12 protein-coding genes are annotated in these 13,807 nt (G+C 72.5%); 9 read left to right on the top strand and 3 right to left on the bottom strand.

From position 1 onward, the window contains the following. Nucleotides 1–76: 76 nt before the first annotated feature. Complete coding sequence (locus ACH4DX_RS06430) at nucleotides 77–1,840, top strand: MFS transporter (protein ID WP_398154231.1); 1,764 nt, start codon at nucleotides 77–79, stop codon at nucleotides 1,838–1,840. 175 nt (nucleotides 1,841–2,015) lie between these two features. Then, the gene (locus ACH4DX_RS06425; protein ID WP_398154230.1) at nucleotides 2,016–2,387 is read left to right on the top strand and encodes an STAS domain-containing protein; all 372 of its coding nucleotides are present in this window, start codon (nucleotides 2,016–2,018) and stop codon (nucleotides 2,385–2,387) included. A 274-nt stretch (nucleotides 2,388–2,661) separates the two neighbouring features. On the opposite strand, the gene ACH4DX_RS06420 is transcribed toward ACH4DX_RS06425, so the two are convergent. After that, nucleotides 2,662–3,054 (bottom strand): DUF5997 family protein, encoded by a 393-nt coding sequence (locus tag ACH4DX_RS06420; protein ID WP_398154229.1) that lies wholly within the window; start codon nucleotides 3,052–3,054, stop codon nucleotides 2,662–2,664. A 58-nt stretch (nucleotides 3,055–3,112) separates the two neighbouring features. On the opposite strand from ACH4DX_RS06420, the gene ACH4DX_RS06415 reads away from it, so the two are divergent. Beyond that, complete coding sequence (locus tag ACH4DX_RS06415) at nucleotides 3,113–3,985, top strand: LysR substrate-binding domain-containing protein (RefSeq protein WP_398154228.1); 873 nt, start codon at nucleotides 3,113–3,115, stop codon at nucleotides 3,983–3,985. Nucleotides 3,986–4,208: 223 nt separating this feature from the next. Next, nucleotides 4,209–5,633 (top strand): M28 family metallopeptidase, encoded by a 1,425-nt coding sequence (locus ACH4DX_RS06410; RefSeq protein ID WP_398154227.1) that lies wholly within the window; start codon nucleotides 4,209–4,211, stop codon nucleotides 5,631–5,633. Here ACH4DX_RS06410 and ACH4DX_RS06405 read toward each other — a convergent pair. Beyond that, nucleotides 5,531–5,974 carry a hypothetical protein gene (locus ACH4DX_RS06405; RefSeq protein WP_398154226.1) on the bottom strand — a complete coding sequence of 148 codons (444 nt, stop codon included), beginning with the start codon at nucleotides 5,972–5,974 and terminating at the stop codon, nucleotides 5,531–5,533. The two genes, ACH4DX_RS06410 and ACH4DX_RS06405, sit on opposite strands and share 103 nt — an antisense overlap. Nucleotides 5,975–6,104: 130 nt before the next feature. Between ACH4DX_RS06405 and ACH4DX_RS06400 the strand changes: the two genes are divergently transcribed. Further along, nucleotides 6,105–7,043: an SDR family oxidoreductase gene (locus ACH4DX_RS06400; RefSeq protein ID WP_398154225.1), complete on the top strand. Its 939-nt coding sequence runs from the start codon at nucleotides 6,105–6,107 to the stop codon at nucleotides 7,041–7,043. On the opposite strand, the gene ACH4DX_RS06395 is transcribed toward ACH4DX_RS06400, so the two are convergent. Then, nucleotides 7,028–8,365 carry an MFS transporter gene (locus tag ACH4DX_RS06395; protein WP_398154224.1) on the bottom strand — a complete coding sequence of 446 codons (1,338 nt, stop codon included), beginning with the start codon at nucleotides 8,363–8,365 and terminating at the stop codon, nucleotides 7,028–7,030. The genes ACH4DX_RS06400 and ACH4DX_RS06395 overlap by 16 nt on opposite strands. A 452-nt stretch (nucleotides 8,366–8,817) precedes the next feature. On the opposite strand from ACH4DX_RS06395, the gene ACH4DX_RS06390 reads away from it, so the two are divergent. The 4 genes from ACH4DX_RS06390 (at nucleotide 8,818) to ACH4DX_RS06375 (ending at nucleotide 13,781) form a co-directional block, all read left to right on the top strand. Further along, nucleotides 8,818–10,179, top strand: coding sequence for a condensation domain-containing protein (locus ACH4DX_RS06390; protein WP_398154223.1), 1,362 nt, complete (start codon nucleotides 8,818–8,820; stop codon nucleotides 10,177–10,179). 102 nt (nucleotides 10,180–10,281) lie between these two features. Continuing rightward, on the top strand, nucleotides 10,282–11,310 hold the full coding sequence (locus ACH4DX_RS06385) for a fatty acid desaturase family protein (protein WP_398154222.1): 1,029 nt from the start codon (nucleotides 10,282–10,284) through the stop codon (nucleotides 11,308–11,310). Between the two features lie 43 nt (nucleotides 11,311–11,353). Next, a complete protein-coding gene (locus ACH4DX_RS06380) occupies nucleotides 11,354–12,028 on the top strand; it encodes a GNAT family N-acetyltransferase (RefSeq protein ID WP_398123232.1) in 675 nt (224 codons plus the stop codon). Beyond that, nucleotides 12,000–13,781 (top strand): aspartate aminotransferase family protein, encoded by a 1,782-nt coding sequence (locus ACH4DX_RS06375; RefSeq protein ID WP_398154221.1) that lies wholly within the window; start codon nucleotides 12,000–12,002, stop codon nucleotides 13,779–13,781. Before ACH4DX_RS06380 ends, ACH4DX_RS06375 begins: the two co-directional genes overlap by 29 nt. Nucleotides 13,782–13,807 lie beyond the last annotated feature (26 nt).

Genomic DNA, 13,807 nt, shown 5'->3' with positions numbered 1-13,807 from the left:
CTCACCTTTTGCGATCAGCTCGTAACTCAGTATACCGTTCGGAGTTAACCGAACAGTGCTCGGAGTGGGGCGACACATGATCGGAGACACTCCGGCGGCGGCCACGGAGAGCCCGCCGCCCTCCCGCCGCCGCGAGGAGCGCGCGCTGTACGCGGCGGCGTTCACCAACGGCCCGAACGAGCTCTTCGACTTCGTCCTGCCCCTGTGGGCGGGCGCCACCCTCGGCCTGAGCGCCACCGAGGTCGGCATCCTGATGGCCGTCGAGATGGCCCTCTCCGTGATCGCGCGGCCGGTCGCCGGCGTGCTCGCCGACCTCTTCGAGCGCCGCTACGTCGCCGCGACCGGCGCACTCCTGTACGCGGCGTCCGCCGCCGGGTACGCCCTCGCGCAGAACGCCTCCTCGGCCTACGCCGCAGCCGGGGTCGGCGGGGTGGGCGGCGCCCTGCTGTGGGTGGCGGTCCGCGCCATCGTCAGCGAGCGCCTCGCGGAGGACTCGGCGGTCTTCCCGCGCCTGCTCGCCGCGCAGGAGACGGGGTCCTGGGTGGCCTTCGTCGCCGGCATGGTCCTCATCGGTGAGATCGGCTTCGACGGGGTCTTCTGGGCGTGCGCCGGAGCCTGCCTCCTCGCCGCCGCACTGCTGCTCTCCTCGCCCCGCAGGCGCACGGCGCCCGGGCGGGGACCGGGACCGGCGGCGGCCGTGGCCGGGCTCGGCGCCGTCGGGCGCAGGCTCCGCCCCATGCTGCTCGCCGTCGTCGTGACCATGATGGCCGAGGCCGCGATCTCGCTGCTGCTCCTGATGCACCTCCAGCGGGAGTTCGACCTGGAGGTCGTCGAGGTCGCCTATGTCTTCCTGCCCGGGGCGATCGCGATGAGCGTCGCCGCGGAGCGCCTGCACACCTATGTCGTCCGCTTCGGCCGCACCCGGATCCTGATGTACGCGTCGTTCGCCAGCGCCGCCTTCGCGGCCGGCCTCGCGTGGGCGCCGCACCCCGCCGTCATCGCCGCCCTGTGGATCCTCAGCGGCCTCGCCTGGGCCGCGGTGATCCCGATCCAGCAGGCGGTGATCGCGGAGGCGTCCGGTGAGCAGGCCGGGCGCGGCATGGGCGTGTACGAGTCGGCGAACCTCCTCGGCGCGCTGATCGGCGCCCTCGCCGCGGGGATGCTCTACGACGGTGCCGACTGGACCGTGGCCTGCCTCAGCGCCGCGGCGCTGATCCTGGCGGGGTCGGTGATCGTGCCCCGCGCCGTACGGAGCCTCGGCGTCGCCGACGTGCCGCCGCCACCGCCGGAGCCGCGCCGGGGCTCCGGGGCGGGGCCGACCTCCGAGCGGGGACCGGCCTCCGATCCAAGAGCGGTCCCCGAGCCGGGATCGCCACCCGAGCCGATGCAGGACGGGGTGCGGCCCGTCCCTGCGAAGACCGGTCCCGCGAAGCCTCCGGTGTCGAAGTCCGCAGTGTCGAAGCCGGTGGTGTCGGAGACCGCTGTCACGAAGCCCACTGCGGGGAAGGCCACTGCGGGGAAGCCCACGGTAGTGGAGGACGAGCCGCCGAAGTCCCGGCGGCAGCTCCTGCGGGACCTCGCCCTGCACGCGGCCGCGTACGCCGTGGCGCAGATCGCCCTGCTGCTCCTGGGGTTCTCGTGGCTGCACGACCTGGTCACGGGGGACACCGCCGACGTGCTGCTGCACGGCGGGGGGCAGGAGCCCGGGGCCGCCCGGGTGCCGGAGGACGGCGGCAAGATCTGGACGTTCGTCCTGGTCGGGCACGCCCTGTGGGTCGGCGCGAAGTGTCTCGCGATGACGCTCGGAGGGAAAGCCCCCGGGGGACGGTCGAAGGGCTAGTATTCGGCCAAGTCTTGTTTAATGCAGGGTAGTTGCATTATTCTCCCGCCGACGGGTATGCCAAGGGCAAGAACAGGCCACCCCTGCCCCCGGTGGTGCAGCTCACCGCACAGACCCCGCCGGTGTCAGCTCAGGCTCGCCCTGGAGCCGCCTCACGGTGCCATGAGGGGGAACGATGCTCGAGGACCACGCGGAGTTCGGCTTCCGCGCCGACGTGCGGCAGGAACGCCTGATCATCGTGTTCCGGGGAGAGCTGGACATCTACGCGGACGAGGTCCTCGCCGCTCCGCTCGCGCGCCTCGCCCGGGAGAGCCGCCGCGACCTCGTGCTCGACCTCGGGGCAGTGACGTTTCTGGACTGCGGTGGGCTGACGCTCCTGTGCCGGGCCAGGGACGCGGCCCGGCCGCGTGGGACGCGCGTCGTCCTGGTCGTGGACAACCCGTTCTTCCACAAGATCCTGCGCCTCGGCGGCCTGACGGCGGCGTTCGAGATCACGGAGGATCTGGAGACCGCGCTGATGACGGGGGCGGAGGGGTCACCCGTGTGACGCGCTGCCCGGAGGGGGCGGGGCGTGCCAGGCCGGGGCGTGCCAAGCCGAGGTCGGGGCGGGCCGGGGTCGGGGCGGGTCGGGGGGGGGGGGGGGGGCCCCGGGGGGGGGGCCCCCCGGGGCCCCCCCCGGGGACCTCCCCGGGGGCCCCCCCCCCCGGCCGGGGGGGGATCAGGGGGCCGCCGGGGGGGGGGGGGGGGGGGGGGGGGGGGGGGGGGGGGGGGGGGGGGCGGGGGCCCCCCCCCCCCCCCCCCCCCACCCCTCCCGGCATGCTTCAGTCCGAGTCGCCCGCGGCCTCGCGCTGCTTCTCCTTCAGGCGCACGGTCTCCTTGCGGACCTCGGCCTGGGTGGCGCGCTCCCGCTGCAACCACTCCGGGTTCTCCGACTTCAGGGCGTCGATCTCCTCGGTGGTCAGCGCCTCGGTGACACCGCCGCGGGCGAGGCCCGAGATGGAGACGCCGAGCTTCGCCGCGACGACCGGGCGCGGGTGCGGGCCGGTGCGGCGCAGGTCCTGGAGCCACTGGGGCGGGTCGGCCTGCAATGCCGTGAACTCGGCCCGGGAGACCACGCCCTCCCGGAACTCGGCGGGGGTGGCCTCGAGGTACACACCCAGCTTCTTCGCCGCGGTCGCGGGCTTCATGGTCTGGGTGGTCTGGTGCGACGTCATGGTCACAAGGGTATCGAGCACCTGAGCGGCCTCCGACCACGCCGGGTAGCCTGGCGTGGTGACAGGCTCGGAAAACACCTCTTCGTTCCGGCTGGCCTATGTCCCGGGGGTGACACCCGCGAAGTGGGTGCGTGTCTGGAACGAGCGGCTGCCCGACGTCCCGCTGACCCTCGTCCCGGTGGCGCCCGCCGACGCGGACGGACTGCTGCGGGGCGGTGGTGCCGACGCGGGCCTGGTGCGGCTTCCCGTCGACCGGACGGTCCTGAGCGCCATCCCGCTCTACACGGAGACGACCGTGGTCGTCGTCCCCAAGGACCACCTCGTGACGGCGGCCGAGGAAGTGAGCGCCGAGGACCTCGCCGACGAGGTCGTCCTCCACCCCCTCGACGACACCCTCGGCTGGGCGAAGCTGCCGGGCCGCCCCGCGTTCGAGCGTCCCGCCACCACCGCCGACGCCATCGAGCTCGTCGCGGCCGGCATCGGTGTGCTCGCCGTGCCGCAGTCGCTGGCGCGTCTGCACCACCGCAGGGACCTCACGTACCGGCCGCTCACCGGCGTACCGCAGTCGGGCGTCGTGCTGTCCTGGCCGGAGGACGCCACCACCGACCTGGTGGAGGAGTTCATCGGCATCATCCGGGGGCGGACCGTCAACAGCACCCGCGGCCGCCGCGGTCCTGCGGCGCGGACCACCGAGAAGCCGGGCGCGACCAAGGGCTCGCCCCGCAAGGGAGCACCGAAGTCCGCCTCCGGGAAGCCCGGTTCCGCCTCCGGCAAGTCCGCTTCGGGCAAGCCCGCCCCCGGAAAGTCGGGCAAGCCCACCGCAGGCAAGTCGGGCAAGCCAGCCCCTGGCAAGTCCGCGTCCGGCCGCACCCCGCGACGCGGCAGCGGCGGCTCGCAGCCCAAGCGGGGCAGGCCGCGTCGCGGGTCGTAGCGTTCCGCGGCGCTGTCTGCGGTCGCGCGGGCCGCCGCCGCTCCGCTCCGCTCCGGGCCGGACCTGGCCGAGCCGTGCCCCGCCCCGCATGCCACCGCCCCGTACCGCGCCGCCGCGCGCGGCTTCGCACCGCCCGCCCCAGGGCATGCGCCGCCGCACCCACGGCCGTGGCGCACCCCGCGGCCCCCTTGCGTCCCGTTGTGGTGTCCATGACTATGGCCGCATGTCGGAGCAGACGGGCACTTCCCGGCGTACCGTTCTCGCGGCGGCCGCGGCCGCGGGCACGGCCGGGGCTGTCGGCCTGGAGGCGGGGCCCGCGGCGGCGGGCGAGCGCCGCAGCCGCGCCGCGCACCCCACCGCGCAGGCGCCGCCCCGCGAACTGCGCGCGCTCCTGCGCGAGATCGACCACCGCCGCATCGAGGCGACCGTGCGCAGGCTCGCCGCGTTCGGGACCCGGCACACCCTCTCCGCGCAGGACGACCCCGTACGCGGCATCGGAGCGGCCCGCGACTGGATCCTCGCCGAGCTGCGGCGCCACGCACGGGCGTCCGGCGGCCGGATGAGCGTGGAGCTCCAGTCCTACGTACAGGAACCGGGGCCGCGCATCCCGGAGCCGACACGGATCACCAACGTCGTCGCCACGCTACGGGGCACGGCCGCCCCCGACCGGATCTACGTCGTGTCGGGGCACTACGACTCCCGGGCGAGCGACGTCATGGACGCCACGAGCGACGCGCCCGGAGCGGACGACGACGCCTCCGGGGTCGCGGTCGTCCTCGAACTCGCCCGGGTCATGGCGACCCGGCGGCTCGGCGCCACCGTGGTCCTCGCCGCCGTCGCGGGCGAGGAGCAGGGGCTGTACGGCGCGGCCCACCTGGCGGAGCAGTACAAGCGGCGGCAGGCGGACGTCCAGGCGATGTTCACCAACGACATCGTCGGCAGCCCCACCGCCGACGACGGCACCCGCGACCCGCGCACCGTCCGGCTCTTCGCCGAGGGCGTGCCCTCCTCGGAAACCCCCGAAGAGGCCGCCGTACGGCGCTCCGTGGGCGGTGAGAACGACTCACCGGCACGTCAGCTCGCCCGCTTCGTCCGCGACGTCGCCGACAACGACGCGACGGGAATGCGCGTGCGCGTCGTCCACCGCCGCGACCGCTATCTGCGCGGCGGCGACCACATCCCGTTCCTCGAACGGGCCTACCCGGCGGCCAGGTTCACCGAGCCCGCGGAGGACTACGCCCACCAGCACCAGGACGTGCGCGTGGTGGACGGCAAGCAGTACGGGGACCTGCCGGAGTTCTGCGACTTCCGGTACATCGCCCGGGTCGCGCGCGTGAACGCCGCCACCCTGTGGAGCCTCGCCCAGGCGCCGGGCACCCCGCGCGGCGTGAGGATCCGCACCGCGGCCCTGACCAACGACACCGAACTCGTGTGGGAGCGCGGCCCCGGGAGCGGCCTCGCGGAACCGGCCGGGTACGAGGTGGTGTGGCGCGAGACGACCGCCACCGACTGGACCGAGGTCGTCGATGTCGGCGACGTCACCCGTCACACCCTCGCGCTCTCCAAGGACAACGTCTTCTTCGGCGTCCGCGCGGTCGGCCGCTCCGGCCTGCGCAGCCCGGTCGCGTTCCCGACGCCGGAGCGCTGAGGCGCGGCGGCCCCGGCCGGCGAGGCGCGGGCGGCGCGCGACTGGCTGCCCTGCCGGAAGTCCGCGCTGCGTACGGAGAGTTCGCCGAGCAGATCGCACAGCCGGTCGTCGCACAGGTGCGGGCCGAGGTCCACGCGCAGCGCCGCCACGGCGTCGCGCGCCGTCTCCGCCCATGCTTCCGCGTCCGGGTAGAGACCCCGTACGCCCTGGTCTAGGAAGTGCAGCCACGCCACGTTGCGCCGCTGAGCGGGCAGGGCGTCGAAGTCCGTGAACAGCGCCGCGCGGGCAAGGCGGTTGGACCCGAGGAGGTCGAGGCGGCGCCCGACGACGTACGCGGGCACCTCGTCCAGCGCGTGAGCAAGACCTGCACGCCCGCCCTGACCGGCTGCGGTGCGGACGGTCCGGACGGTGCGGACGGTGCGGGGATGGTCCGGGCGGTCCGGACGCGGGACGGTGCAGGGCCCGGGTCGGATGGCCCAGGTGGGCGCGCTCGGCGTCGTCGAGGCGCAGCGCCCGCGCGACGGCGTCGAGGACGCTGTCGGAGACGTTCCTCGCCCTGCCCTGTTCGAGCCGTACGTAGTAGTCGACGCTCACCCCTGCCAACTGCGCCAGCTGCACCGGCTCCTCCCTGCGCAGCCCGGGAACCCGACGGCGGCCACCGAACGGGCGGACGCAGCCCCCGGAGGCCGCCCCGGCGCACCCCACCCGCCGCCCCCGCACCGGCCGCGTGGCCGTGGTCACCGGCGCCTCCAGCGCATCGGGGAGGCGACCGCGTGGGAGCTCGCGGCGCAGGGCGCGCACGTCGCCGTCCTCGCGCGCCGCGGCGAGCGCCTCGCCGAGCACGCCGCCCGCATCGAGGAGGCGGGCGGCACCGCGCCGGTCCTCCCCGCGGACGTGACAGGCCGCGCGTCCCTCGCGTCGGCGGCAGCGGGCGTCCGCGCCCGGTTCGGCCGCGTCGACCTCGTCGTCGACAACGCGGGGCTCGCCCTGCCCGACCGGCTCGACGGGTCCGCGGGCGCCACCCGGCAGCGCTTGGTCGACGTTCATGTCACGGGCGCCTTCGCAGTCGCAGACGAGTTCGTGCCCGATCTGTTGGCGGCCGCCGCCGAACGGGGCCACGCGGATCTCGTCGACATCTCCTCCGCGGAGGCCCGGACGATCCTGCCCGGCTTCGCCGGACACGCCGCGAGCAAGGCCGCCTTCAGCCACCTCTCCCACCCTCTGCGCGCGCGGCTGGGCCCCGCCGACGTCCGCGTGACCACCGTCGAACCCGGCGCCGTGGACACCGAACTGCGCGACCACATCGACGACCCCGCCGTCGGCGCCGCCGTCCAGGAGGCCATGGAGGCGGTGACGGGCGATCCCGCACGGGCACGAACACCGCGAACGGGCCCTCACTTCTCGGAGTAGACGTCCTTGGCCGGTGGACCCGAGGGGTCCGACGGGTCCGAGGGGTCCGGGGGAACCGGCCGGTCCGAGGAGACCGCCGGGTCCGAGGCGCCCGACGGCGCCTCGACCGGTGCCGCGGCCCAGGGGTCGTCGCGTCCCACAGGGAAGAACTGTTCCTCCAGGAGCAGGACGAGGGCCGCCACCGTCATCAGCCCGCCCACCAGGAACGTACCGCGCACGCCGAGGACCGGAAGGAGGAGGCTGCCGGCGAGGGCGCCCGCGGCGACCCCGAGGTTGTACGCGGCGCTGTTCGCCGCGATGGCCGTCTCGGTGCGGCCCGGCGCGAAGTGCATGACCTGGCTCTGCGTGGCCATGAACACCGGTCCGAGCGACGCGCCGAGCAGCACCAGCATGGCCACGGCGACGGGCTTGGAGCCGCCCGCCGCGTAGAGCCCGAGCAGCGCGAGTGCCTGCGTGGTCACGGGGACGGTGAGGGTGGCACGGGGACAGCGGTCCAGGAGGCGGCCGTAGCCCGCGACGGCGACGATGCCGGTGGCACCGAGCACGAGCAGCAGCGTGCTCACCGTGGACTCGGTGAACCCGCTCTCGTCCACCAGGAACGTGGAGATGTACGTGTATCCGGCGAAGACACCGGTGACGGTGAGGCCGGTGACGGTCAGGACGACGGCGAAGCGGCGGGCGTCGGGGGTCACGCCCCGCACCGCGTGGCTCTCCTCCGGCCGCGACACGGGCAGGGCGAGGGCGATGAGGACGAGCGGCGGGAGGGCGAGCGCGCCGACCACCAGGAACGGCACCTGCCAACTGCTGTGCTGGCCGAGCCAGGTGCCGCCGGGCACCCCGAGGACCAGCGCCGCCGAGCCGCCCACCGACAGTGCCCCTATGACGCGCCCGCGCACATGCGGCGGGAAGAGGCCGACCGCGACCGTCCCCATCACCGCCCAGAACAGCGCCTGCGCCACCGCGATCACCAGACGGCAGGCCATCAGCACCCAGTACGAGGAGACGAGGGCCGACACCAGGCTCGCCAGGAAGAGGGCGGCCAGAAGGGCGCACAGCACCGAGCGGCGCGGGACCGAGCGGGTCATCTGGGCGATCGGCACCGACACCAGGGCGACGGTCAGGCCGTAGCCGGACACCAGGAGCCCGACGGCCGACAGCGAGACGTCCAGGTCGTCCGACATGAGCTTCAGGACGCCGATCGGGAGGTTCTCGGTGGTGTTGAAGGCGAACGCCCCCAGCATCAGAGCGGCCACCACGGCCACACCGCGCCGTGTGTCCACGTGCCCGTCGCCGGGTGGGGTCGCTGTCGGGTCCGTCGCCATCCATCCTCCACGTTCACCGTGCGTACACGAGAGTTCCGGAACTACTGCTTCTTGTTTCGACGGGCTGTAGGCAAAGGAAGTGTGAAGTGCCGCCCCAAAGATCGTGGAGGCAGTCGCAGGCCAGCGTAAACCCTGGTCGTCAAGGTATGGCCAATTTGCGCCGAGTTGGCCGAGTCCAATGCTCGTAGCTTTGCGTGATTGCCGCTTCCGTAACGGAGTGGCTGGCCCTTGCATTCAGTGACATTCGCAAGTGCACCCAGAAGGGTATGGACGTTCGATCAAGTGCCGGGTAGGCTACGTGCGTTGTCCCGGCCCTCGACAATCCCCCCACCTGTCCGCGGACTTCGTCACTGTTCACCACCATGGGGTACGCACGACCAAGAAATTGTGTTCGTGGCGCCTGTGCAATGTGGCGTCGATTTAAGCAGATGTCCTCTTGAGGAGGGTGTGCGTTGCTTAATCGCGAAAGAACAGAACTACCACTCCTTGCTACGCAGTTGCGCACCTGGAAAGCCCAGTCAGAAGATTTCAGTAACCCTGTTTACTGTATTTGCGACTACCTCGACATCCGTGGCCACATCGACCTGGATACCATGCGGGCGGCGCACGCGCGGGTGGAGCGCGAGGCCGAGGCCCTGCGCCTCGCCATCGTTCCCGACAAGGAGGCGGACGGCGGCTACCGCCAATTCGTGCGGGACGACCCGGCGCCGCTGACCCATGTCGACCTGAGCGGCGCATCCGCGCCCGAGGCGGCGGCCGCGGCATGGATGGAAAGGGACGCGTCCGGCGCGGAAGGGCCCGTCGACCCCCTGTCGCTGTGCCGCACCGCCCTGCTGGAGATCGCCGACGACCACTTCCTCCTGTACCGGCGCGTGCACCACGCGATCGTCGACGGCTACAGCCTGGCACTCGTCTTCAACCGCACCGCGGCCGTCTATTCGGCACTGGCCCGGCGACTCCCCGCGGACGACGGCGCGTTCCCGGCCTTCGCCCGCCTGGTGGAGACCGAGACCGCCTACCTGGACAGCAAGAGCCATACCCGCGACCGCGCGTACTGGCGCGACACCCTCGCCGAGCCCCCGGAGCCGGTCAGTCTCGCCGGCCGGAGCGGCGGGCTCGCCATCGGCCGCCGCCGCACCACCGAGCTGCCCCCGGACCGCGTCGGCCGCCTGGGGCGAACGGCCGCAGACCTCGGCGTGACCTGGTCGGACCTGGCCGTGTCCACCATCGCGGCGTACGTGGGGAAGCACACGGGCGCGGACGAACTGCTGCTCGGGCTGCCCACCGGCGGACGCCTGAGCCCGCAGGTGCGCAACGTCCCCGGCATGTCCATGAACATCCTGCCGCTGCGGCTCGCCGTGGACACCGGCCTCCCCCTGCGCACCTTCGCGCAGCGCGTGTCGCGCGAGATCAGGAACGTACTGCTGCACTCCCGCTGTCCGACCGCGGAGATCGCCAGGGACGTCTTCGGCGAGGGCGGCGGGCGGCTGTGGGGGCCGATGGTCAATGTGATGAGGTTCGACTACAAACTGGACTTCGCGGGATCGGTCGCGACGATGCGCACCGTGTCGATCCCCCTCACGGTCGACATGACCGTCTACTTCTTCCAGACCTCGGCGGACGGCGCGACGGACGTCATTCTCGACGTGCACCCCGACCTGTTCACCGCCCGGGAGACGGACGCGCATCTGGACGGGATCCTCGGCCTGCTCGACGCGATCGAGACCGCGGGTCCGGAAACCGCCGTACGCGACCTGTTCCCCGCGCCGGAACCCACGCCGACGCCCGCACCGGCGCCCGAGGCAGCCGACTGACCGACCCGAACCGAACCGAGCGGCACACCACAGCGCCCCCCGGGCCGTTCGTGTGCCCTCGCAATGCCGCGCCGTGCCGCGCGACGCCCGGCCGACCGGGCAGTGACCGCCGTGCCGGGCACCCGCGCGATGTCGCACGGCCACCGGGAAAGCTACTGGGAAATCGAGGGAACCACGATGGATCTGACCGCGGGCGATGCCGTCGACCCGGCCGTACGGAATCCACAGGAGGCCACCGCACTCAGAGCGTCACTGAAACACCTGCGCACGGAGCCCCGCGGATGGGTGTTCACCCTCAAATTCGCCTTCTGCGTGGCGCTCACCGCGGTCGGTGTGGCTGTCGTCCTGCAACCTGTCCTGTGGTGCCGGATCACCGGTGTCGTCCTCATCGGATGCATGCTCGCGCACGCTGCGGAACTCCAGCACGAGACGCTGCATAATCTCGCGTACCGCAGCCGCAGGGCGAATACCGTCACCGGCGTCGTACTCGGGCTGCCCATGCTGATTTCCTTCGCGGCCTACAAAGCGGCGCACATGCGCCACCACCGGGATCTCGGCACTCCGGAGAACCGTGAGTTCTTCGACTACGGGGACCAGTACGGCGGCAGGGAGAAGTCGACGTTCGGCAAGGCGGTGGACTGGACCGTGCGCTTCACCATGGCCCACCACTACGGGCTGTTCCTGAAGAATCTCGGCCGCTCGCTGCTCGGCCGGGAATTCGAGGGCGAAAGCGTGCGGGTATCACGGCGGATCCGGCGTGACCACTTCCTCGCGCTGGCAGCAGTGATCGCCCTCGTCGCGATATCGTTCGCGCTGGGTTCGGCGGTCGTTCTGTGGGTATGGCTGATTCCGCTGGTCGTGGTGGCGGGACCCGTGCACGCCCTGATCGAACTGCCCGAGCACTTCGGCTGCGAGGTATTGAACCGCGACCCGTTCGCCAATACCCGCACGATCCGCTCCAATCGCATCCTGACGTGGTTCACGAACGGCAACAATTACCACGTCGAGCACCATCTGATGCCGAATCTCCCGCTGGAGCGGCTGCCCGATCTGCACGGCGAGGTGCGGGGCCGCATCCGCTACTACAACCGCGGCTACCTCGAGTACTTCGGAAAGCTGCTCCGCAAGTGAGCGAGCGCTTGACCACCGTCTGTCCGGTGAGAGGAGCAGTAGGGTGAAACTGACCTTCACAGTGGCGCGCACCGAGGCCGAGATGGCCGACGTACTGCGGCTTCGAGAGGCCGTCTACGTCGCTGACCAGGGCCGCCTCGCCGACGCGGCCGACACGGCGGCGACGTTCGACCGGTTCGACGCCCACGCCGAATACATCCTCGGACACGTCGACGGCACGGCCGCGGGCACGGTCAAGGTCGTGCCGGACTCCGCTGCCGGACTGCCCTGCGACGACACCGTGGACATCTCCGCGCTGCGGGTCGGCAACCGCCTCGTGGAATTCGGGCACTTGATGACCCTGCCGTCCATGCGCCACCGCGAGATCGGCATGGCGCTGATGCGCGAAGCCGTCATTCACAGTGCGCGCAAGCACGACATGACGCACATCCTCGGCGACTTCTTCGTGGACGACTCCGAGGGACTGCGCGGCTTCTACAAGGAAATCGGCTTCTTCGCCCTGCACGAGCCGTACGAGGACACGCGGTTCCAGGGCGCGCCGCTCAGCCTCGTCGCCGCTCTCGACGTCACCGAGGCGGTACGCAGGGCCCGTACACCGGAAGGCAGGAAGAGCCGACTTCTCCAGTACTTCTTCGGCGACTACGACAGCTATGCGGGAAAGCACGGCCACGCGGCGAAGGGGGTGGCGGATGCGGACACGGCGGCAACTCCTCGCTGAGACCAAAGCGGCCCACAATCACCCCGCCTACGCGAAGATGGCGTTCGTCATGGGCTGCGGCGTCCAGGGCGCGGGGGAGGGCAGCCGCGTCCTCGACGACGAGGAGGGAACGCCCTACCTCGCCCTCTTCGACCAGTACGGCAACCAGTCCTTCGGCTACTCCCACCCCCGCATCGTCGCCGCCGTACGCGAACAGCTCGACACCGGCGTCCTGAACAGCACGAAGATCATGTTCGAGGAGGTGCAGATCCGGCTCTCCGCCCGCCTCGCGGAGGCCACCGGACAGCGCCTGCCGTACTCCTACCTCGCCAACGGCGGCGGCGAGAGCATCGACAACGCCCTCAAACTGGCCCGTGCCGCGACCGGCCGCCCCGGCGTCATCAGCGCCCGCGGCTGCTTCCACGGCAAGACCTTCGCCACGCTCAGCGCCTCCGACCGGCCCGAACACCGGGAGCTGCTCGGCCCGTTCATGGAGCACTTCCGGCAGGTGGACTTCGGCGACCTCGACCAGCTCGCCGCGGCGCTCGACGGCACCGTCGCCGCCGTCCTCCTCGAACCCGTCCAGGCCGAGGCCGGCGTGATCGTGCCGCCGCCCGGCTACCTCCAGGAGGTGCGCAGGCTGTGCACCGAGGCGGGCGCGCTGCTCGTCCTCGACGAGATGCAGACGGCGTTCGGCCGCTGCGGCACCTTCTTCGCGTACGAGCAGTTCGGCGTCACCCCGGACCTGGTGTGCGTGGGCAAGGCGTTCGGCGGTGGCGTGCTGCCCCTGTCGGCCGTCCTCGGCACCAAGGAGGTGTGGGAGGTCCTGCGGGTGCTGCCCTCCACGTTCGGCTCCAGCCTCGGCGGCAACCCGCTGTCGTGCCGGGTCGGTCTCGAGAGCATCGCCATCGCGTCCGACGAGGCGTTCCTGACCGGGATCGAGGAGCGGGCCCGGACGATCGACGAGCGGCTGAGCGCCGCCGCGCGCCGCCACCGCGCGATCGTCACCGAACACCGCGGGATCGGCATGATGCACGGCCTGGAGTTCACCGACGGCGCCACCGCCGGGTTCGTCCTCGGCCGGCTCCTCGAAGAGGGCGTCACCTCCACGTACTCGCTCTACCACCCGAACGTGCTGCGCGTGCAGCCGCCCATGGTGATCTCCGAGGCCGACCTGGACCAGGGGCTCACGGTGCTCGAGGGGATCCTGGCGGAAGCCGACGGCACCCTGACCGCCGCCTCCGCCGACGCCGCCTCCGGCGCCTCCGCCGACAGCACGCGGGCCGCCCCCGCCCCCGCCGACGGCCCGCCCGCGGCCGAACTCTCGCCGGTGACGCGGACCGTGCGGCTGCCGCACCCGCCCGCCGCCGTCCTCGACGTCCTGCGCGCCCGCCCCCACCTCCTCGACCCCTTCGCCGCCGACAACGGCGCCCCCGCCGCTGCGGGCCGCGAACCGGAGTTCGCCGGGCGGCTCGGCGGTGACGCCGTCGTCTGGGCGGACCGGACCGAACTCCTCGACGACGGGGTGTGCGCACGGGCCGACGCGGACTGGCTGTGGCGCACCCTCGAACGCCGGGTCACCGTCACCGCCGCGCCCGGCGGCGGCAGCCGACTCGACGTGCGCGTCACCTGGGACACCGACAGCGGCTCGTACGAGGACATGCTCGGCGGCCGGATCGGGTTCCTCGCGGGCACCGGGCTCGACGCACTGATCACCGCGCTGACCGCCGAACTGGCCGCGCGACCGGACGCGCGGGAACCGATCGCCCGGTGACCGGGCACGCAGCAACCGACCACCCA

Source organism: Streptomyces sp. NPDC017940 (assembly GCF_044328435.1).
Classification (GTDB): Bacteria; Actinomycetota; Actinomycetes; order Streptomycetales; family Streptomycetaceae; genus Streptomyces.
Note: the sequence above shows the minus strand (reverse complement) of the source record. Positions and strands in the feature narration are given on the sequence as shown.